At 71.3% G+C, this 18812-nt stretch carries 19 protein-coding genes; 7 read left to right on the forward strand and 12 right to left on the reverse strand.

What is annotated here, in order from left to right:
- Window positions 1–82 precede the first annotated feature (82 nt).
- Window positions 83–1195 carry a catalase family protein gene (locus tag ACFUUZ_RS07550; protein WP_378693576.1) on the reverse strand — a complete coding sequence of 371 codons (1113 nt, stop codon included), beginning with the start codon at window positions 1193–1195 and terminating at the stop codon, window positions 83–85.
- Complete coding sequence (locus tag ACFUUZ_RS07555; protein WP_378693578.1) at window positions 1192–2985, reverse strand: peroxidase family protein; 1794 nt, start codon at window positions 2983–2985, stop codon at window positions 1192–1194. The genes ACFUUZ_RS07550 and ACFUUZ_RS07555 overlap by 4 nt, the downstream gene beginning before the upstream one ends.
- 256 nt (window positions 2986–3241) lie before the next feature.
- On the opposite strand from ACFUUZ_RS07555, the gene ACFUUZ_RS07560 reads away from it, so the two are divergent.
- Entirely contained in the window at window positions 3242–3991 is a 750-nt protein-coding gene (locus ACFUUZ_RS07560; protein ID WP_378693580.1) for a hypothetical protein, read from the forward strand.
- Window positions 3992–4028: 37 nt separating this feature from the next.
- On the opposite strand, the gene ACFUUZ_RS07565 is transcribed toward ACFUUZ_RS07560, so the two are convergent.
- Window positions 4029–5153, reverse strand: coding sequence for an epoxide hydrolase family protein (locus tag ACFUUZ_RS07565; protein WP_378693581.1), 1125 nt, complete (start codon window positions 5151–5153; stop codon window positions 4029–4031).
- A gap of 157 nt (window positions 5154–5310) precedes the next feature.
- Here ACFUUZ_RS07565 and ACFUUZ_RS07570 point away from each other — a divergent pair, with 157 nt between their 5' ends.
- Window positions 5311–5928, forward strand: a complete 618-nt coding sequence (locus ACFUUZ_RS07570; protein WP_378693583.1) for a fatty acid desaturase — start codon at window positions 5311–5313, stop codon at window positions 5926–5928.
- Between the two features lie 12 nt (window positions 5929–5940).
- Here the strand turns inward: ACFUUZ_RS07570 and ACFUUZ_RS07575 are convergent, their stop codons facing one another.
- The 6 genes from ACFUUZ_RS07575 to modA form a co-directional block, all read right to left on the reverse strand.
- Window positions 5941–6540: a hypothetical protein gene (locus ACFUUZ_RS07575; protein ID WP_378693585.1), complete on the reverse strand. Its 600-nt coding sequence runs from the start codon at window positions 6538–6540 to the stop codon at window positions 5941–5943.
- Entirely contained in the window at window positions 6537–6869 is a 333-nt protein-coding gene (locus ACFUUZ_RS07580) for a PEP-utilizing enzyme (RefSeq protein ID WP_378693587.1), read from the reverse strand. The genes ACFUUZ_RS07575 and ACFUUZ_RS07580 overlap by 4 nt, the downstream gene beginning before the upstream one ends.
- A 79-nt stretch (window positions 6870–6948) precedes the next feature.
- Window positions 6949–7473 carry a DUF1109 domain-containing protein gene (locus ACFUUZ_RS07585; protein ID WP_378693589.1) on the reverse strand — a complete coding sequence of 175 codons (525 nt, stop codon included), beginning with the start codon at window positions 7471–7473 and terminating at the stop codon, window positions 6949–6951.
- Between the two features lie 44 nt (window positions 7474–7517).
- A complete protein-coding gene (locus ACFUUZ_RS07590) occupies window positions 7518–8102 on the reverse strand; it encodes a TerD family protein (RefSeq protein WP_378693591.1) in 585 nt (194 codons plus the stop codon).
- A gap of 30 nt (window positions 8103–8132) precedes the next feature.
- A complete protein-coding gene (locus ACFUUZ_RS07595) occupies window positions 8133–9818 on the reverse strand; it encodes an FAD-dependent oxidoreductase (protein ID WP_378693593.1) in 1686 nt (561 codons plus the stop codon).
- Window positions 9819–9903: 85 nt separating this feature from the next.
- Window positions 9904–10665, reverse strand: a complete 762-nt coding sequence (modA, locus tag ACFUUZ_RS07600) for a molybdate ABC transporter substrate-binding protein (protein WP_378693595.1) — start codon at window positions 10663–10665, stop codon at window positions 9904–9906.
- A gap of 148 nt (window positions 10666–10813) precedes the next feature.
- On the opposite strand from modA, the gene ACFUUZ_RS07605 reads away from it, so the two are divergent.
- A complete protein-coding gene (locus ACFUUZ_RS07605; RefSeq protein WP_378693597.1) occupies window positions 10814–12010 on the forward strand; it encodes a GNAT family N-acetyltransferase in 1197 nt (398 codons plus the stop codon).
- On the opposite strand, the gene ACFUUZ_RS07610 is transcribed toward ACFUUZ_RS07605, so the two are convergent.
- Window positions 12007–12657, reverse strand: a complete 651-nt coding sequence (locus tag ACFUUZ_RS07610; protein ID WP_378693599.1) for a hypothetical protein — start codon at window positions 12655–12657, stop codon at window positions 12007–12009. The two genes, ACFUUZ_RS07605 and ACFUUZ_RS07610, sit on opposite strands and share 4 nt — an antisense overlap.
- Window positions 12658–12675: 18 nt before the next feature.
- Between ACFUUZ_RS07610 and ACFUUZ_RS07615 the strand changes: the two genes are divergently transcribed.
- From ACFUUZ_RS07615 to ACFUUZ_RS07625, 3 genes are all read left to right on the forward strand, one after another.
- Complete coding sequence (locus ACFUUZ_RS07615) at window positions 12676–12903, forward strand: hypothetical protein (protein ID WP_378693601.1); 228 nt, start codon at window positions 12676–12678, stop codon at window positions 12901–12903.
- A 36-nt stretch (window positions 12904–12939) separates the two neighbouring features.
- Window positions 12940–14079: an AAA family ATPase gene (locus ACFUUZ_RS07620; RefSeq protein WP_378693603.1), complete on the forward strand. Its 1140-nt coding sequence runs from the start codon at window positions 12940–12942 to the stop codon at window positions 14077–14079.
- Between the two features lie 483 nt (window positions 14080–14562).
- Window positions 14563–14862, forward strand: coding sequence for a hypothetical protein (locus ACFUUZ_RS07625; RefSeq protein ID WP_378693604.1), 300 nt, complete (start codon window positions 14563–14565; stop codon window positions 14860–14862).
- 9 nt (window positions 14863–14871) lie between these two features.
- Here the strand turns inward: ACFUUZ_RS07625 and ACFUUZ_RS07630 are convergent, their stop codons facing one another.
- On the reverse strand, window positions 14872–16554 hold the full coding sequence (locus ACFUUZ_RS07630; protein WP_378693606.1) for a hypothetical protein: 1683 nt from the start codon (window positions 16552–16554) through the stop codon (window positions 14872–14874).
- 179 nt (window positions 16555–16733) lie between these two features.
- Here ACFUUZ_RS07630 and ACFUUZ_RS07635 point away from each other — a divergent pair, with 179 nt between their 5' ends.
- A complete protein-coding gene (locus ACFUUZ_RS07635; protein ID WP_378693608.1) occupies window positions 16734–17504 on the forward strand; it encodes a CPBP family intramembrane glutamic endopeptidase in 771 nt (256 codons plus the stop codon).
- 48 nt (window positions 17505–17552) lie between these two features.
- Here ACFUUZ_RS07635 and ACFUUZ_RS07640 read toward each other — a convergent pair whose 3' ends face one another.
- Window positions 17553–18812 (reverse strand): cytochrome P450, encoded by a 1260-nt coding sequence (locus tag ACFUUZ_RS07640; protein WP_378693610.1) that lies wholly within the window; start codon window positions 18810–18812, stop codon window positions 17553–17555.

Below are 18812 nucleotides of genomic sequence, written 5' to 3' on the forward strand. Positions count from 1 at the left end.
TGTTCTCCTGCATCGCGATGCGTTCGTTGCTGTGAAAACCCGGTGTGCATGTTTCACCTTGCCGCTATTCGCGGGCAACCATTCAGTCCGGCAGCTCGGAGACGTCGGCGGGCTCCACCCGTGGCGCGTTGTTCACCTGGTGTCGGTAGTTGCTCGACGCCTCGTAGACCCGCTGCTTGAGCCGGTTGATCGAGCCGAGCGGGCGGTGCGCGTCCAGCCCGCGCCACGAGTTGAAGGAAAGCACGTCGTCGCCGTACGCGCGGCGCTCCGGGGTGTACGGATCCTGCGGCTCGAAGCGGATGGTGGCCACCGTCCGGTGCGGTGACTCCTCCTCCGGCCAGGCGACGGTGGCGTCCTCGATCGGCATGGAGCGCACGTCGGTGCAGAGCTGGGCGCGGAGCTCGTAGGTGGCGCCGTGCTGGGCGAAGAAGTCGACGACCAGCTCCTGGTGCGCGTTCACCCCCGCCTTCGGGTCGATCGTCTTCCCCTGCAGCGCAGCGGCTTCCGGGGAGACCGGGGTGTAGAGCAGCTTGGCCACGTGGTCGCCCCAGCGCAGTGGCGCCGATGAGTAGAAGGGCTCGCCGAGGATGTGGGTGTTCGGCGCGATGAACACGGCCAGGTTCGCGGGCACCCGCTTCCCGATCCGGCGCAGCACCCCGCGGTCCACCGCGGCGAGCAGCGCGCTCCCGCGCTGCAGCAGCGGGTCGGGGAGCCGGGCCAGCGTCCACGCGGTCGGCATGCCGATGGTGCGGTAGGCGTGCGCGTCGGCGAAGAGGAACTCCCGGTGCGTCACCATGATGAAGTCCTGCGTAGTGGCGGTGTCGTCGGGCAGTGCGCGCGGGCCGCGCACGCCGAGCACCTTGATGCCGAGGCCGCGCACCCCGCGCAGCTGGTCGCTGCGGATCACCCCGGAGGTGCTGGAGAGCCGGGCGATCACCGGGTAGCTGCCCGGTGCGGCGAACATGCCCTGCGCGAGCTCCGGCGCCAGGTCGGCCGGGACGGTCAGCTCGCCGCGCAGGATGCCGTGGCTCTTGGCGTGCGCGTCGCGCAGGCCGCGCTTGTGCGTGCGGTAGGCGCGCTCGTTGTTGCTGCGCAGCACCTCGATGATCCGGTCGATGTCGCGCTCCTCGTCCGAGCGCGGTGACTCCAGCTCCTCGGAGTAGCGGACGTAGGTGCGCTCGGCCACATCGGTCATCGGTCGGTGTTCCTCTCCTGCTTCGCGGTGCTGCGCCACGGGGCGAACGGGTTGGCGACCCCGTCCAGCGCCGGTGCCAGCGTGGGGAAGTGCCGCAGCAGCACGCTGCGCATGTCGTTGTCCCGCACCCAGGCCATGCCCGCCTCGGTGTAGACCTCGGGGCGGAAATCGGTGGTGAAGAAGCGGTCGGCGGCGAGCCGCCGCGACGCCATGAGCACGAAGATCCGGAAGGCGGTGTCGCTGAAGCCGAACCCTTCCGGCTTCGGCTCCGCGTACAGCCCGACCATGAGGTCGACGCTCTCCACGTCGCCGTAGACCTCGCGCAGCTCCCGTGCCCACGCCGGGTCGTCGGTGAGTTCATCGAAGGAGGTCGCCGGGGCGAGCCGCAGCTGCCTGCGGAACTCGTTGTAGCGCGGCACGCCGCGCTCCCGCACGCGCAGGATGTCGACGGTCGCGAGGTCGAGCGGTGGGTGGTCGAGGCGCCGCAGCTCCTGCAGGTGCTTCGGGTAGTTGTGCAGGGTGAGCGCGCCGGGGTTGGCGCGGCCGAAGGAGTAGAGCAGGTCCGCCATCGGGGTCTCCGCCAGCCGGGCGCCGACGTGCGCGACGCCGAGGTCGGGGAAGGGCAGTTCGGCGCGGAGCGCGTCGTCGGCGAGGTCGCGCAGGGCGAGCGAGTCCGGGATGAGCGGGTGCATCCGGTAGACCGCGACGAACTCCTCGGTGAGCGAGTACGGCACCCCGCTGTCGTCGATCGGCGCGCCGGGGATGCCGCTGAGGATCTCGCTGTCGAAGCGGCCGAACCGGTTTCGATTCTTCTCGCCGAGGACTCCGAACCAGTTCGCGCGCATGGCCGCGACCGTGGTCGGGTGGGCGATGAGCGCGGGCGTCCAGTCGACGGTGTGGATCTTGGCGATCAGGGCGGCGTTCACCAACCGCGCGGTGTCGTAGAGCTGCTGGTCGGTGAGCTCGGGGTAACGCCGCGAGAGCCGCAGGCAGATGGCATTGTGCTCGCGGGTGAAGAGCGAGTGCAGCAGCGCGAGCCCGACCCAGAAGTTGGCGGCGGTGTCGTCGCGCCGCGCCAGCTGCTCGAGGTCGACCGGGGGCAGGCCGTGCTCGTCGACGGCGAGCATGCCGCGGTCCTTGCTGCGGATGGAGTCGGCGAACTCCGGGGTGCTGCCGTAGATCTGGGAGGCGTCCCACCAGTGCGACTGCTCGGTGGCGTAGGTCGGCGGCTCGCCGGCGAGCGCGGCGGTGCGCGGCACCGTCATGGGGTGCTCGGGCCACGGGTCGGCGGCGTCCAGCGGCACCTCGAGCGGGCGGTCGGCGGCGGGGGCGTGGCTGAGCCAGTCGTGCACCTCGAACTGGATCCAGGCCGCGGCCAGCAGGTTCAGCGAGGTGGCCGGGCGGAAGGTGTCCCTGGTGAGCAGGGTGCGGCTGACGGTGCGCGGGTTGGGGTCGAGCAGCCGCTCCTCGCTCTCCGGGAAGGACTGCGCGGGCGGGAAGTTGCGGCCGAACCGGCAGCCGACGGCGCCCGCGCCCGGGTCGGCGCGGTCGTTCCAGGAGCCGTCGATCGTGCGCACGTTCGGGTTCGCCGGTTCGGCGGCGAACCCGCCCGGGTGCGCCCCGGTGTCGTAGAGGTTCTCCGCCCGGAGCCGGGTGCGCAGCCCGGCCAGCACGGCGAGGCCGAGCGGCGTCGGTAATCGGGACCAGCCGACCCTGCGGTCGATCTGCTCCGCGACCCGGCCCCACAGGCGGGACATCGCTCGCGCGCTCGTCGGCTGTGCTTCGACCATGAACGAACCTCCAGAGGCAGGCGCGAGCCACGGCTCGCCGATCTCGGATTGGAAGCCCAGTTTCCGAGGGATCTGCCTCCCCGGTCATGAGTAGTGGACTACCTCAAAGCCTAATCGGCGGTGGCACGGGGCGGTGTCCACCGAACGATCGAGTAGTGCGGTACTCGTGCCCGCGGCGGGTGCGCCGGGTGACGCTGTGCCGCAATGGTGCCGCCCGCCCGGCGGCACCCGGAGTGCGGTAGTGGAAGGCGGCGCGGTGATCCCCCCGGTCGAGATCAAGATCAACCTCGGTGTGGACGTCGACGGTGCGCTGGACCGGCTCGGCTGCGCGGGCGGCCCCGCGGTGCGCCGGAGCATCTGGTTCGCCGAATCGCGCGCGGACGGCCAGGACGGCGCGCTCGCGCTGCTCGGCAACGGCATCGTGATCCGGTTGCGCAGCGGCGATCTCGACGACCTCACGGTCCGGCTGCGCCCGTGCCGCCGCTCCCAGCTCATGGGGCGCTGGGCGCGGCCGTTCACCGACACCGAGACCGAGTACCGGATCGCCGACGACTGGTGCGGGCAGCGCCGCGCGCTCACCGCCTCGGTGCTCGGCGTGCGCCCGCCCGGCTCGCTGGCCGAGGTGGCCCGCTCCGGCGTCGCCGTGACCTCGCTGCTGAACTCCGCCCAGCGGCAGTTCCTGGTCACCTGTACCCGCCCCGGTGTCGCGTTCGACCACCTCGAGCCGGTCGGCCCGATCGCCGCCACCCGCTGGACCGGTGTCCGCTTCGGCGACCTCGAGCTCGACGTCGAGCGCTGGACCGCCGCCGGGACCGACCTGCTCGAACTCGCCATCCGGGTCGAGCCGATCGAGGGCGAGACGCCGCTGGAGCTGATGACCAGGGCCGCGCAGACCCAGCAGGGGTTCGAGGCCGCGGTGCGGCGGGCGGGGTTCCCGGTGCTGCGCGGGCGGACGAAGACGCAGCGGATGCTCTCGGCGCTGGTGCGGCGGCCGATCGAACGCTGAGCGCGGGCGAGCTCCGCAGGGGGCGGCTCGCCCGCGCTCAGCGCACGGTGCCGAAGAAGGCGCGGAGGTCGTCGACGAAGAGCTCCGGCTGTTCGAAGGCGGCGAAGTGCCCGCCGCGCGGCAGCTCCGTCCAGTGCGTGATGCGGTAGTTCGGCTCGCACCAGGCGCGCGGGGCGTGGCCGATCTCCTTCGGGAAGGCGGCGACCCCGGTCGGCAGCTCCACCCTGGCGCCGGGGCGGAAGGCACCGCGCGTCTCCCAGTACAGCCGCGCCGACGAGGCGGCGGTGCCGGTGACCCAGTACAGCGTGACGTTGCCCAGGATCTCGTCGCGGGTCAGGGCGTTCTCCGGGTGGCCGTCGCAGTCGGTCCAGGACCAGAACTTCTCGACGATCCAGGCCAGCAGCGCGACCGGGGAGTCGAGCAGCCCGTAGCCGAGTGTCTGCGGGCGGGTGGACTGCTGCTTGGCGTAGCCGGAGTCCCAGCGCCGGTAGTACTCCAGCGCCGCGACGGCGGGGCCGTCGGCGTCCGGGTCGAGCTGCCGCGGCGGGGTCGCGATCGGCATGTTGAGGTGGATGGCGGCGCAGTGGCCGACGTTCCGGCCGATCTCGGTGGTCACCGCGGCGCCCCAGTCGCCGCCCTGCGCGCCGTAGCGGTCGTAGCCGAGCCGGGTCATCAGGGTTTCCCACGCCGCGGCGATCCGCGCGACGTTCCAGCCCGTCGCCGCGGGCTTGCCGGAGAAGCCGTAGCCGGGCAGCGAGGGGCAGACCACGTGGAAGGCGTCCGCGGCGCGGCCGCCGTGCGCGGTGGGGTCGGTGAGCGGCTCGATCACCTTCGCGAACTCCAGCACCGAGCCGGGCCAGCCGTGCGTGATGACCAGCGGGAAGGCGTCCGGGTGCGGGGAGCGGTGGTGCACGAAGTGGAGGGGGAGGCCGTCGATCTCGGTGGTGAACTGCTCGAACCGGTTGAGCGTCGCCTCGGTCGCCCGCCAGTCGTAGCCGTCGGCCCAGTAGCCGGCGAGGTCGCGGGTGTACGCCAGCGGGATGCCCTGGCTCCAGTCGGGCACCGTCTCCGGTTCGGGCCAGCGGGTGTCGGCGATCCGGCGGCGCAGGTCGGTGAGGACGGGGTCGGGGACGTCGATCCGGAACGGGCGGAGTTCGGTCATGCCGCCATTGTCCCGGCCCCGATCCGTCGCATGCCGGTAAGCGAGGCGACTCCCGGCGTAGGGGCGCCCGCCGGCCGCGCCGGGCAGGATCGGCGCGCACCGCGACCCGAACGGTGGGGCGCGGCCCGACCGGAGGCTGCCGATGGCCGAGCGACCCATGCTTCTCCCGACCCGCCGGACGGTCGGAACCCGGCTGACCGCCGTCGCGCTCGCGCTCCGGCTCTATCAGATGTTCGCCCTACCCCTGCTGCTGCTCCCCGGCGACCCGTGGTCGGGCTGGACGCTGCTCCCGCTCGCGCTGCTCACCACCCCCTTCTGGTCGCTCATCCACGAGCCGGAGAGTGTGGCGGGGCCGCTCCTCGAGCGGCTCGCGCAGCCGAAGGTGCTGCGGCAGTTCCGGATCGACGCCGCCGCCATCGCCGTGCTGCACGGGCTCGCCTTCGCCGCCTACGGTGCGCACTGGTGGATGCTCGCGCTCGCGCTCGGGGGCCGGGCCCTGATCGTCTCGCTCTCCGACAACGCCTACCACTACGGCACCGACCTGGACCAGCCGCTCGTGGCGTTGAACCTGCGGCTCCCGCCCGCGCTCGAGCTGTTCGCGCTCGGCTTCAACCTGCACGGGCTGCACCACCGCCGACCCGGGTTGCGCTGGTACGAGCTGCGCCCCGCCTTCGACGCCGAGGGCGGGGAGTGCGACGCCGGGTGGTTCCGAGCGGTCGGGCGGCAGCTGCGCGGGCCGATCGCGCTGCCCGATCGATCCCCGTCGCACGAATAGCCGACTATTCGGTCAGCGCTCGATGCCGAGGGTGGCGATGAGGTCCTCGTGCAGCTCGAACCAGACCCGGTGCGCGGAATCCCGGTCGGTGCCGGTGATCCAGGCCGGATTGGTGGCCCCGGCGGCGAGCGCGGTGCCGAACCGCCGGTGGTAGCCGGAGAAGCGGGCCAGGTGGGCGGTGAGGCGCTGCTCCAGCTCGCCGAGCAGCCGGGCCGGTTCGTGCAGGGCGGCGACGATGGCCTCGGCGTCGGCGGGCAGCTCGCCGATGCCGAGCTCGGTGAGCTGCCACGCGGTGCAGGTGGCGCCGACGACGGCGTTGGCGGGCAGGAAATCCCGGTAGATCTGCTCGAAATCGGCGCGCGCCCCGACGGCGTCGAGTTCGGCGGCGAGCAGCCGCTCCCCGTGCGCCTTGCCCGCCTCGGTGAGCGTCCAGCCGCGGTCGCCCGCGAAGGCGGCCTCGGTGACCCAGCCGTGCGCGCGGTCGTCCTCCAGGTGCTCCTCGACCACGGGCGCGGGCAGGCCGAGCAGGTCGGCCAGGCGCAGCGTGCTCGCGTAGCCGGTGGTCCGCACGGCGTGCAGGACCAGCAGGTCGGGTGGGGTCTCGTGGGTCAAGGGGCGTCCTGAGCGTTGCTGACGGTTCCGGTTCCGCCGTCCACTACTACCCGATCCCCGTCGGTGAGGCGCACGGTGGCCCGCGCCGCCGCGGTGACGGCCGGGATGCCGAACTCGCGTGCCACGATCGCGGCGTGCGCCAGGATGCCGCCGGTCTCGGTGACCACGGCGGCGGCGCGGGCCAGCAGCGGGGTCCACGCGGGCGAGGTGGCGCGGCAGACCAGGACGTCGCCGGGGTGGAAGCGGGCGAAGTCGTCGAGGCCACGGATCACCCGGACCGGGCCGGTGGCGGTGCCAGGCCCCGCCGGGGTGCCGGTGAGCAGGATCATCGGCCGGGCGCGTCGTCGGTCATGGAGCGATCGCAGCGCAGCGGCGGTGGTGTTGTCAACGCGGCCGCACCACGGGAGGTCAGCGCCACCCGTAGTCGAGCTCGAGCTCGTACCAGTCGCCGCCGACGCCGATCGCGCGGTAGCCCGCGAAACCGTGCGCCGGAAGCCCGCCCGGCGCGTACGCCCAGCCGTCGGGCGGGCCGTCGGCGGTCACGAAGTAGACGACACCGCCCGGCTCCTCCCGCACGCTGTCGATATCGATCGGCCCGATCTCCAGGTCGGTGCGCTCGCGCTCGGGCGTGTCGATGAGCTCGAGCGCCACCCGCTCGAACTCACCGCGCAGGTCGTCGAAGCCGGGCGGGGGCAGGATCACGGTCAGCACGCTCGCCGCGACCACGACCGCCGGGATCGGCGCCACCCACCAGGACCAGCGCCGGTCCCGGCCGACCACATACAGCGCCCGGATCGCCCACTGCGTGAGCACCCCCGCGAGCAGGACCAGCGCGACGGCGGCGCAGAGCAGCGGGTCCGGGCGGGGGAGCGTGCCGTATCGGGACGGCCACCAGTCGTAGCGCGCGCACAGCAGGACCGCGACCGCGGCCACGGCGGCGAGGAGCAGCCGCGGGCCTGGCGGCGGACTCGGAATGATCAGCCCTGCATGGCGAAGCGGAGCAGCCCCTGCCGGTCACCCTGCTTGATCTTGCCCTTGCGGTCGAGCACCTCGAGCTGCCAGATGGGGCCGTTGCGGAAGGCGCGGGCGATGGCATTGGCATTGTCGGCGCCGAGCAGCGAGGGCCAGATCTCGGCGACCTGCTGGCTGCTGCCGCCGGTGGCGTCGTAGATCTTGAAGGCGACGTTGTTCGCCTTCTCGAACGAGCTGCCCTTCTTGAACGCGGCGGCCACGAAGATGATGCCGTCGATGGCGGGCGGCACCTGACCGAGCGCGACGTTCACCGTCTCGTCGTCGCCCGCGGCGGCGCCGGTCTGCTCGTCGCCGGTGTGCACGACGGAGCCGTTGCCGAGCGGGTCGAGCGAGTCGAGGCCCGCGAAGCGGACCGGTTCCGGGCCCTGCATGAGGATCGCGATGAGGTCGAGGTCGACCCCCTTCTTGCGGCGCGCGATGCCGAGCAGGCCCCCGGACGCGCCCGCGCTCGGGTCCCATGACACCGCGACCCGGAGATCGGTGATTCCTGCCAGATCGGCTGCGCCGTCCTCTTTGCGAAGGGTGATCATGGGATCCACCTTAGAGTGTGCGTGTCCGATTCACCGGACGGCGAGGTCGGTCGCCCGGGCGGCCTCCAGGAGTGTTTCCTTGGTCGTGAGCTTGACCCGGGGGCGGCCCGCGGTCTTGCCCGCGGTCTTCTCCGCGGTATCGATCGCCTTCCACCCCGCACGATCCACCAGATCCGGCTGGCGGGACTGCACCAACTCCCGCAACGCCGCCCGATCCGCCTTCGGCGCCGGGAGCTTGCCGGCCATGAAATCGGCGATCAGCTGCTCGACGGTCTCCTCGGAATCGACCCGGTTCGAGCCGATCACCCCGCGAGCACCCCGCTTGATCCACCCACTCACATACACGCCGGTGACCGGTTCACCGTCCTCGACCACCCGGCCCGCCTCGTTCGGGACCACACCCTTGCGGTCATCGAACGGCAACGCCGGGATCGGCTGACCCCGATACCCGATCGAACGCAACACCAACCCTGTCTCCAGGGTTTCGGTGCGGTCGGTGGTACGGGCACTGACCTGGCCGCCGTCTTCGAACAGTTCGTTGTGGGCGAACTCGACAGCCGTCACCCGGTCCTCACCGAGCAGGGCGGTGGGGGAGGTCAGGAACCGGAACACGATCCGCTTGTGCTCCGGATCCCGCGACGCCTGCGCATACTCCTCGGCCAGCGTGTACTTCAACCGGGTCGAAGGCTCGACATCCGGATCATCCAGATGCCCCCGGCTCACGTCGTCGAGTTCGAGGTCCTCGGCAGCGACCACGACATCGACGTTCTTCAAGTGCGCGAGCGCCAGGAACTCCGGCGAGGTGTAAGCGGCCTGCAACGGGCCACGACGACCCAGGATCACCACCTCCCGGATGTTGCTCGACCGCAGAGCCTCCAACGCGTGGTCGGCGATATCGGTCTTGGCCAACTCCTCCGGATCCAGAGTCAACACCCGAGCGATATCGAGCGCGACGTTGCCGTTGCCCACGATCACCGCCCGCTGTCCCGACAGATCATAGGTCCGGTCGGCGTAGTCGGGGTGCCCGTTGTACCAGGCCACGAACTCCGTCGCCGACACACTGCCCGCCAGATCCTCACCCGGCACCCCCAACCGCCGATCCGTGGCCGCACCGACCGCGTACACCACCGCGTGATGGTGATCGAGGAGTTCTTCATGGGTGATGTGGGTGCCGACCTCGACATTGAGGTAGTACTGCAACGTATCGCGGCGGAACGCGGTCTCGAACATCGCCGACACCGTCTTGGTCCCCGCGTGATCCGGCGCCACCCCCGCCCGCACCAACCCCCACGGCGTCGGTAACCGATCGAACAACTCCACCTGCGCATCCGCACGCCGCAGAATCGCATCCGCGGCATAACACGCCGCCGGACCCGCCCCCACGATCGCGACCCGCAACGTCCCCAACGCCTTCGGCGGGCGCACCGGAGACACCAACGGCTCGATGTTCGACTCCAACGGATGCCGCTGGAAATACGCCGCGTTGATATCCCGATACCTGGCCAGCGACGCCGTCAGATCATCCTCGGAGAAGATCGCCTCCACCGGGCACGCATCCACACACGCACCACAGTCGATACAGGTATCGGGATCGATGTGCAGCATCTCCGCCGTGGCGAACCCCGGCTGATCCGGAGTAGGCCGAATGCAATCGACCGGGCACTCGGAGACGCAGCTCGCGTCATTGCAACAACGCTGCGTGATTACGTAGGCCATGCGCTCGCTCCTCGTGTCCGCACCGGCGGTGGACGCTCTCATTCTGCACGAATGTCATTCTCTATGCGAGAGCATCCTATTCTCGTCAGGGTCGCTCGAACCCCGCCGCGGTGAACACCGCCCCCGCCTGCTCGGAGGTCACGAACTGGACGAAGGCCGCCGCGGCGGCGCTGTTCGGAGCGGCGGAGAGCGGCGCGATGGGGTAATCGTTGACGGCGCCTGCCGCCTCCGGGAACTCGATGCCCTGCACCCTGCTGCCCGCCGCCCGCACGTCGGTGCGGTAGACGAGCGCGGCGTCGACCTCGCCCAGCGTCACCTTGGTGAGCGCGGCTTTGACGTCGGCCTCGCGGGTGTCGGGCTGCGGGGTGATGCCTGCGGCCTCGAAGACCGTGGCCGCGGCGGCCCCGCACGGCACCTGCTCGGCGCAGAGCGCCAGCTTCGGCTCGGTCCTGCCGAAGTCGGCCAGCCCGGTGATCCCGCCGGGATTCCCCGCCGGGACGGCGATCTCCAGGCGATTGCGGACGAAAGTGACCGGCGCGGCGGTGACGTCCCCGCCGTCCTGGACCTGCCGCATGTTGCGCGGCGCCGCCGAGGCGAAGACGTCGGCGGGCGCGCCCTGGCCGATCTGCTGCGCGAGCGCGGAGCTGGCCCCGAAGTTGTAGACCACCCGCACGCCGGGGTGCGCGGCCTCGAATCGCGCGCCGAGCTCGGTGAAGGTCTCGGTGAGCGACGCGGCGGCGAACACGGTGACCGTGCCGGAGACGGTGTCCGGATCCCCGGCCTGCTCGGAGCCGCATCCGGCGACCACGGCCACCGCGGCGACGATCGCCCCCAGTGTGCGCTTCATGTCCGACCCCGTCCTGCTCGGCGGCAGAGCCGCACATACCGATCAGCAGACGACTATATCGCCGCATTCACGGAACTGTGAGCCGAACATCTCCGTGGCTGCGTAACGCCCGACCAGTGCGGTGGACCGCGGTCGTAGAGTCGGTGCGGTGACGATCGAGATCGAAACCGCAGCGAGCGAGGCCGAGGTCGAGGCGGCGGCCGAGGTGTTCCGGGTCGCCATGGTCGGCATCCCGCCGGGCACGGTGCCCGCCGTCTCCATGCACGAACCCGGCCGCACCCTGCTGGCCAGGGCGGACGGCCTCCCGGTCGGCGCCGCCGCCGCGTTCACCGGGCGCCTGGTGGTGCCCGGCGGCGCGCGGGTCCCGCACGCCGCGGTGACCCGGGTCGGGGTGCTGCCGACGCATGCGCGCCGCGGCATCGTCAGCGCCCTCCTGCGCGGGCAGCTCACCGACATCGCCGCCCGCGGCGAGGTGGTGGCGAGCCTGCGCGCCTCCCAGGGCGGCATCTACGAGCGCTTCGGCTACGGCGTAGCGACCCGCTCGGCCACCGTGCGGATCGATACCGCCGCGGCCCGGCTGCGCGACACGGTGCCCGCCTCCGGGCCGGTGCGCTTCGCGGAGCGCGCCACGGCCCTCGCGACCCTCGCGGAAATCCATGCGCGGATGCAACATTCGCGACCGGGAGCGATCGACCGTTCCCCGTACTGGTGGCGCGCCCGCGAGGTCTTCGACACCGGCGACAAGCACACCGTGCTGCACGGCGATCCCGGCGCCGAGGACGGCTTCCTCCGCTACCGCGCGGTGGACACCGCCGACTGGCCACGCAGCACCGCCCGCGCGGTCAGCGTCTCCGACCTGGTGTTCGGCTCACCGGAGGCGCTGCTCGGCCTGCTCCGCCACCTCTTCGCCCTCGATATCGCGCACCGCATCGAATTCCCCACGGTGCCCACCGATTTCCCGCTCGCCGAGCTGGTCACCGACGAGCGCGCGGTCACCGTCACCGGCGTGCGGGACGAAACCTGGCTGCGCCTGGTCGACGTACCCGCCGCGCTGGCGAGCCGAACCTACCGCGCCGCCGAACCGGTGCTGCTCGGCATCACCGACCCCCTCCTGCCCGCCAACACCGGCGTCTACCGGGTGACCGGGGACGGCGCCACCCGCACCGACGCGGAACCCGAGCTCACCGCCGACGTCTCGGCACTCGCCGCCGCCTACCTCGGCGGCACCCCCTGGCGACACCTGGTCCTCGCGGGCCGCGCCGTGCCGCACCGCCAGGACGCCGCGGCGGCGGCCGACGCCCTCTTCGGCACCGACGAACCGCCGTTCAGCGGCACCTTCTTCTAGTCCGCCTGCGGCGTGCGCACGGCGATCTCGCCGCTGAGCGTGTGCCCGCCGAGCAGCTTCAAGCGGTCACCGCTCCAGAACTTGCCCGGGTCGTACCAGTCCGGGCTGCGCTTCTCGCTGAGCAGCCCCATGGCCTGGTAGGTGGCGGCCACGATCTCCGCGCAGTACGCGTTCTCCACCTCGCTCGCCTTCGGCGGCCGGGACGACCGGCGCGGCAGCCGGACCCGCCCACGGAACCACCGCGCGGTGAGCGTCGCGGTCGACGGGAACGGGGTGCCGTTCAACCGGGCGATGGCGCGCAGCGCGCCGTCCTCGCGCTCCCGGTCGGCGGGCGGCTCCAGCTGCCGCAACCACGCCTGCTGGCCGTAGCGGTTCGCCCACACCAGCACCGCGTCGCGCAGGTTGTGCAGCTGGGCGCCGCGGTGCGCGGTGCCCGACCACATGTCCGGGAGCGAGCGGCCCAGCTCCGCGTGCCAGATCAGCGCCGGTAGATCGTCGATCACCACCGCCATGCCGACGTGGTTCACCGGAGCATTGGTCAGCGTCCTGATCATCCGATCGGCCGTGGAATGACCACGGAACAACCAGATGTCACCCGTCCTGGTGATCTCGACAGCCCGATCGAGATCGATGTCCACACCCGCCATACCCGTAGCCTAGGCGGTATGAGGTGGTGGAAGGTGTTGGGTTTGGCGGGCGCAGCGGGCGTTGTGGCCACCGGCGCGGTCGTGGTGCGCGGCGAGCGACGCCGCCGCGCCTACACCCCCGACCAGGTCAGGGAGCAGCTGCACACTAGGTTCGCGCAGGCGGCGGCGGTCGAGCCGCCACCGCCCGCCGCGGAGTCGCGCTGGTCTCGCGCGCGAGCGGCCGTACGCCGCCGCTTCCGGCGCTGAGCGGAGGCGGGCCGCGTGGTGAGTAGCCTGAGCGGCATGCCCGAACCCGGCGATTGGCACATCGACAGGCTCGAAGTCGAGAATTTCCGCTGTTTCGAGCGGCTCGACATCACGTTCGATCCGAAGCTGACCGTGCTCATCGGGCCGAATGGGACCGGGAAGACGGCTGTCCTGGACGCACTCGCCATCCTGCTCTCGACAGTGCTCGGAATTTTCAAGGCCGACACACGCAGCATTGCGGTGAGCGACGTCCGTGAGATTCCTCGCGATCTCGATTCTCGAGATGCCGTAGCGCGAATGGAACCGGTGTACCCCGCCCGAGGCCGAGCTGACGCAACTCTCGCGGGGGAGCGTTTCCAATGGTTCCGGGAGCGTCATCGGCCCAAGGGCAGCGACCTGTGGGGCAACACCTCGGCCCTGCAGGATGCGGTCGGCAGGCTGTGGGCAGACGAGGGATCGCGGCCACTGCCGGTGTTGGCGCTCTACGGAGTGGAACGGTCGATCGGAGGCGGAAAGACCTCGGGGACGGTCGAACGCTCGAGGGCCGGGGCCTACGAATCGGCTCTCGACGGTAAATCGGATCTCACGAGGCTTGCCGGCTACATCGAGGCACTGACGCTGGCGGATTTCGTCGCGGATTCCCGCGGTGGCGAGGCTCGGGCCGCGCGCAACCAGTTGAAGGCGATTTCGCTTGCCTGCAACAGGATGTTGGAAACCACGGGCTGGCGTGACCCTGTCTGGAATCCGATCGTGCGGGGGATGACGCTGCGGCACCCCACCCATGGCGAGCTACCGCTGTCCGCGTTGTCCAGCGGCATAAAGATCGCCGCCGGGCTGGTGATCGATCTGGTGAGCCGCATGGCGCGGGCGAATCCGGCGCGCGGCGCGGAGGATCTGCTGGAGTCGGTGCCGGGGATCGTCCTCATCGATGAAATCGACCTGCACCTGCACCCGACGTGGCAGCAGCAGATTCTTCCATCCTTGACCGAGGCCGTTCCGCAGGTGCAGTTCATCGTCACCACGCACAGCCCACAGGTGCTGTCCACCGTCGAGGGCCACAGCATCCGGGTGCTGGGTGAGCAGGGCGCGCGGTCCGTTCCCTATTCGGCCGGACTGCGCAGTGATGTGGTGCTCAGAGAGGTCATGGATGCTTCCCCGACCCCTCTCTCGAGATAAACGAGGTCCTCGACCACTACCTCGCTCTCGTCGATCAGGGAGCGGGGCGATCCGCCGAAGCTGTGCGCTTGCGCGAGCGGCTCGACGGCGGCGTCGCAGCCGCCCAGCTTCCACCTCGGCCGATCGGCCGGTGCAGCGTTCGGTGTACTGTCCTCGGACCCGGCGATCCGGCGTGCTCTGTGGCTGGAGCAGGGGCGCCGGTGCGCCTACTGCGAGCGCATTCTCCGGAATCCTGCCAACCCCGACCACCGGACGAAGATCGAGCACTTCCATCCGCAGTCGGCGTCTGCGTGGACCGCGGATTGCGCGCTGTGCAGCGGAGCCGCTGACAATTCCGCCGCGCCGACGACTTGGACCAATCTGCTGCTCTGCTGTGATGGGAACGAAGGTGCGGGGGAGAAACGGCAGACCTGCGATACGTCCAAGAAGGGCACCGATATCTGCGCTGCTTTCCGAAATCCCAAACGCTGGGCGCAGGAGCAGGTGGCGGTGGTCGATCGCGCCGGTCGCCTGGTGCCGGGCAGTGGGCTGCCTCCCGGTGCGGAGGTGGTGATCGAGACGGTGCTGAGACTCAATGCGGAACGCTTGGTGGAAGCGCGGAAAACGGTGATCGGGGCCGAGGTGCGCAGGCTGGCGAAAATCAAGGACAGGGAGCGCGGGCTCACACCCAGCCGCCGCACGAAACTCGCCGCCGAGTTGCGGACACGCGCCGAGACGGCGGAGTACGGCTCGGCACTGCTGATGCTGGCCGATCGGCTGGAGCGGGGCGGCGCCGGTCGATAGCGCCGAGAATCAGCGGGTCGCGAACTCGACGAGGCGGGCGGAGACCGGCTCCGGCGACCCGTCGCGGCGCGAATCCGGGTCGGCGGTGAGCAGGTCGAGGTGGTTGTAGCCGGCCAGCTCGATCCTGGTGTCGAGCGGGCTGCCGGAGTCCGGCAGCGGGATGCCGCCGCTGCCCTGCAGGGTCAGCATGGGGAGCGCGTTGACCCCGTGCGGGTGCAGGTGGTGTGCGGTGATCGAGGGCGCGGTGGTCTGCTGCAGGTCGAAGGCGATGCGGGAGGGGAAGTACCACTCGGTGAAGTCGAGCGGCGGCTCGCAGAGCGTGCGGGCCAGCTGGGCGATCGAGGTGACCTCGCTGCCGGGGTTGGTGTAGGGGGAGGTGCCCGGGGTGACCTCGTCCCAGTCCAGCCAGCGGTAGACGGTGTCGGGGGAGTAGCGGGTCGGCGAGACCTTGGGCGCGTCGCCCAAGCCGCCGAAGCCGAGCGGGCCGCGGGCGATGCTGTCCGGCAGCGGGAACTCCTTGGGGCCGATCGGCCCGCCGGTGACGAAGCCGACGCTGGCCTGCAGGAAGCCGAGCGGCTGCGAGTTGTCGTCGAGCAGCGCGCCGAGCACGGCCTCGTTGCTCGCGGTGAGGTCGCGGGCGTCCGGGGAGCCGGTGAGGAAGGCGGCGGCGTTCTGCGAGAGCAGGGTGCGCAGGGTGAGCGCGATATTGGGGTTGTCGGGGAGCCTGCTGACCAGGTCGTTGACGCCCTCGGGGGCGAGCAGCGCGGCGAGCCCGGCGAGCGCGAGCAGGTTGGTGGTCTCCGGGTTGATCACGGCGGGCAGCCGGAGCACCGGCAGCGCGGTGTCGAGCTGCAGCGCGAGGTTCTCGACGCCGCCCGCGACGCTCGGCGGGATGGCCGGGATGTCGATGCCGCGCAGCCCGAGCCCCACCCGGATCACGGTGTCCAGCGCGAACCAGCCGCCGCACTGGTTGTAGCCCGCGTCGTCGGTGGTCACCGGGTTGCCGTCGAAATCCCAGCCCGCGAAGTAGCCGGTGACGAAGCCGCCGAGCGAGTGCCCGCCGCACAGCAGCTTCTGCTGCCGCACCCGCTGGTCGGGCAGCTCCAGGCGGAGCAGGTCGTACTGGTCGCGCAGGGTCTGCTCGAGGCCCTGGTCGCGCAGCCAGTCGGTGGCGGCGCCGTCGGCGTAGCCCGCGAAGCGGCGGCCCTCGACCTCGGCGCCGTGGAAGTAGTAGTCGGTGGCGGTGTCCAGGTCGCCGGTGGCGAGCGCGGCCCTGGTGCCGGTGTGGTCCTCCAGGCAGTTGGAGCGGCGGTCGAGCGCCCAGAACTCGAGGTGGATGCCGAAGCGCGCGGCCAGCGCGACGGTATTGCGGGCGACGCCGTCGAATGTCCCCGCGCCCGCGAAGATCCCGGGCTGCGCGACCAGGATGCGGTCCGCCCGCGCGGATTCGCTCGGCCCCGACGCGGAGCGCCAGCGCAGGTAGGAGAGCTGGTCGCAGCCGGGCGGGTGCGGCAGCGCGGTGGGCGGAAGCGGGACGTCGCGGGTCACCACCGTGGAGATCACCGAGGTCACCGGCGAGCTGGACGGGTACCCGGACTCGGTGCGCCCCGGCTCCGCCGCGACCGGCGCCGCGCCCGTGGCCGAGACCCCCACCAGCAGCGCGCACACCGCGCCGACCACTCGACTCCGCATCGTCACTGTCCCTTCGGCCATGCTCCGCACAGCCAACCCCGGAAGGCCGTGCTCTCGGACGGTACCGCGCCGGAATGTCGGAGGATTCACAATCCGGCCCGGTCGATCGCTGTGCAGCGGCACACGGGGGCCGTGGGTGAGAATGGCTGCGAGTTAGCCGGAACGGAGCGAGGAGCAGCATGGCCGAAACAGTGCAGGAGACGCCCCCGGACCGCTTCGGCCCGCGGATCGAGCGGCAGGACGGCGTCGACTTCCCGTACTACGCGGGCGAGCCGGTCGGGCTCGGGCCCTGGCAGTGGGTGCTGGCCTGGCTCTCGGTGGCGGTCGGCTTCGCCGCGCTGGTGCTGCTGCCGCAGCCGGACAGCGTCGCCGCGCTGCTGCCCCGGGTGCTCTTCGTGGTGATCCCGCTGGCGGTGCTCGCGGTGCTGGCCCGGCCCTACTGGTCGGCGCTCTTCCGGCCGGTGCGCGGGCGCGACCTGCTCACCATCGTCGGCTTCGCGCTGCTGAACCTGGTGGTCAGTGTAGTGCTGGGGTTCGTCGTCGCGGCCGTGTTCGGGGTGGCGGCCAACGAAGCCGTCGACGGTGTCGACGGCGCGGTCGAGGTGGTGGCCTTCTACCTGGGCACCGGGATTCAGCTGGTCGGCGAGGAGCTGTTCACGATCATCCCGTTCCTGGCGCTGCTCTACTTCCTCACCCGGCGCGGCACGCTCTCCAGGAAGACCGCGATCGTGGTGGCCTGGCTGGTGACGGCGGTCTGGTTCGGCGCCGCGCACCTGCCCACCTACGACTGGAACGTCGCGCAGTGCTTCATCGTCATCGGCGGTGCCCGCCTGGTGCTCACGCTGGCCTGGATCCGCACCAAGAACCTGTGGGTCTGCTCGGGCGCGCACATCCTCAACGACTGGGCGCTGTTCACCCCGAGCATCGTCGCCGCGGCGGCGCTCGGCTGACCGGTGCACCGGGAACCGGGCCGGATCAGGACCCGGTTCCCGAGCGGGTCAGGCCGGGGTGAAGCGGGCGGGGAGCGATTCCAGTCCGCGGATCACCACGTTCGGCTTGTAGACCGGGGCGTCGTCCCGCAGCTCGATGTCCTTCACCTTGCGGAGCAGCACGTCGAGCAGCACCTCCATCTCCAGCAGCGCCAGCGGGGCGCCCAGGCAGTAGTGGATGCCGAGGCTGAAGCCGAGGTGCTTCCTGGCGGGGTGCTTCGGGTCGGAGTAGCGCGCGACGTCGAGCCGGTCGCCGTCCGGGAACACCGCGTGGTCCCGGTTCGCGGAGTTGATCAGGATGACGACGCCCTCGCCCTGCTCGAACTCCCGGCCCGCCACCGTGATCGGCCTGGTGGCCGCGCGGGTGGTCATCTGCACCGACGGCTCCATGCGCAGCAGCTCGTCCGGCGCGGTCTGCGTCAGTTCGGGTCGGGCGCGCAGGGCGGCGATCTGGTCCTGGTTCCGCATGAGCTGCAGCATGCCGGTGCCGATCAGGTTGGCGGTGGTCTCGTGCCCGGCCACGAAGGTGGTGATGCAGGTGGCGAGCAGCTCCTGCTCGGTGAGCACGTCGCCGCGGTCCTCGACCTGGGAGAGCGCGCTGAGCAGGTCGTCCTTCGGGTCGGCGCGCCGCTCGTTCAGCAGCTCCCGGAAGTACCCCATGAAGCCGCGCGACCCGGCCGAGCGCGCCCGCAGCGCCTCCTCGGGCAGCGTGTAGTCGTGGTCGAAGCCGCGTGCCAGATCCTGCGACCAGCGGTGCACCTGGTCGTAGGCCTCGTGCGGGACGCCGATCAGCTCGCAGGCGATGATCAGCGGCAGCGGGTAGGCGATCTTCTCGATCAGGTCGAACTCGCCCGCCGCCAGGCAGTCGTCGACCAGCTGCTCGGTGAGCTCGGTGATGCGCGGGCGCAGCCTGGTCACCATGCGCGGGGTGAAGCCCTTGGTCACCAGGTTGCGCAGCCGGGTGTGGTCCGGCGGCTCCATCCAGAGGAACGAGGTGGGCAGCTCCTCGGGGGCGTCCTCCGGCTTGACGGTCGGGTGCATCATCCCGGCCTCCTCCGCGTGGCTCCACGCGGTGGTGGAGAGCACCGCGGCGCAGTCCTCGTAGCGGGTGAGCACGTAGTGGCCGAGCGGGGTCCGGTGCATCGGGCCCGCCTCGCGCAGGACGCGCGCGGCGGCGTACGGGTCGGCCCGCCCCTCCGGGCCGAACAGGTGGGCGATGGCGTTCTCGATCGCGGAATCCTGCTCCGCGACCGCCGTTGTCGAGTCCAT

It is taken from the genome of Nocardia sp. NPDC057353, assembly GCF_042667085.1.
In the GTDB taxonomy this organism is placed as follows: Bacteria; Actinomycetota; Actinomycetes; order Mycobacteriales; family Mycobacteriaceae; genus Nocardia.

Bases quoted from the DNA above. Each gene is read 5' to 3' on its own strand.
- ACFUUZ_RS07550 (WP_378693576.1), bottom strand. From the start codon at position 1,195: ATGACCGATGTGGCCGAGCGCACCTACGTCCGCTACTCCGAGGAGCTG.
- ACFUUZ_RS07555 (WP_378693578.1), bottom strand. From the start codon at position 2,985: ATGGTCGAAGCACAGCCGACGAGCGCGCGAGCGATGTCCCGCCTGTGG.
- ACFUUZ_RS07565 (WP_378693581.1), bottom strand. From the start codon at position 5,153: ATGACCGAACTCCGCCCGTTCCGGATCGACGTCCCCGACCCCGTCCTC.
- ACFUUZ_RS07570 (WP_378693583.1), top strand. From the start codon at position 5,311: ATGCTTCTCCCGACCCGCCGGACGGTCGGAACCCGGCTGACCGCCGTC.
- ACFUUZ_RS07580 (WP_378693587.1), bottom strand. From the start codon at position 6,869: ATGATCCTGCTCACCGGCACCCCGGCGGGGCCTGGCACCGCCACCGGC.
- ACFUUZ_RS07590 (WP_378693591.1), bottom strand. From the start codon at position 8,102: ATGATCACCCTTCGCAAAGAGGACGGCGCAGCCGATCTGGCAGGAATC.
- ACFUUZ_RS07595 (WP_378693593.1), bottom strand. From the start codon at position 9,818: ATGGCCTACGTAATCACGCAGCGTTGTTGCAATGACGCGAGCTGCGTC.
- modA (WP_378693595.1), bottom strand. From the start codon at position 10,665: ATGAAGCGCACACTGGGGGCGATCGTCGCCGCGGTGGCCGTGGTCGCC.
- ACFUUZ_RS07610 (WP_378693599.1), bottom strand. From the start codon at position 12,657: ATGGCGGGTGTGGACATCGATCTCGATCGGGCTGTCGAGATCACCAGG.
- ACFUUZ_RS07615 (WP_378693601.1), top strand. From the start codon at position 12,676: ATGAGGTGGTGGAAGGTGTTGGGTTTGGCGGGCGCAGCGGGCGTTGTG.
- ACFUUZ_RS07620 (WP_378693603.1), top strand. From the start codon at position 12,940: ATGCCCGAACCCGGCGATTGGCACATCGACAGGCTCGAAGTCGAGAAT.
- ACFUUZ_RS07630 (WP_378693606.1), bottom strand. From the start codon at position 16,554: ATGCGGAGTCGAGTGGTCGGCGCGGTGTGCGCGCTGCTGGTGGGGGTC.
- ACFUUZ_RS07635 (WP_378693608.1), top strand. From the start codon at position 16,734: ATGGCCGAAACAGTGCAGGAGACGCCCCCGGACCGCTTCGGCCCGCGG.
- ACFUUZ_RS07640 (WP_378693610.1), bottom strand. From the start codon at position 18,812: ATGGACTCGACAACGGCGGTCGCGGAGCAGGATTCCGCGATCGAGAAC.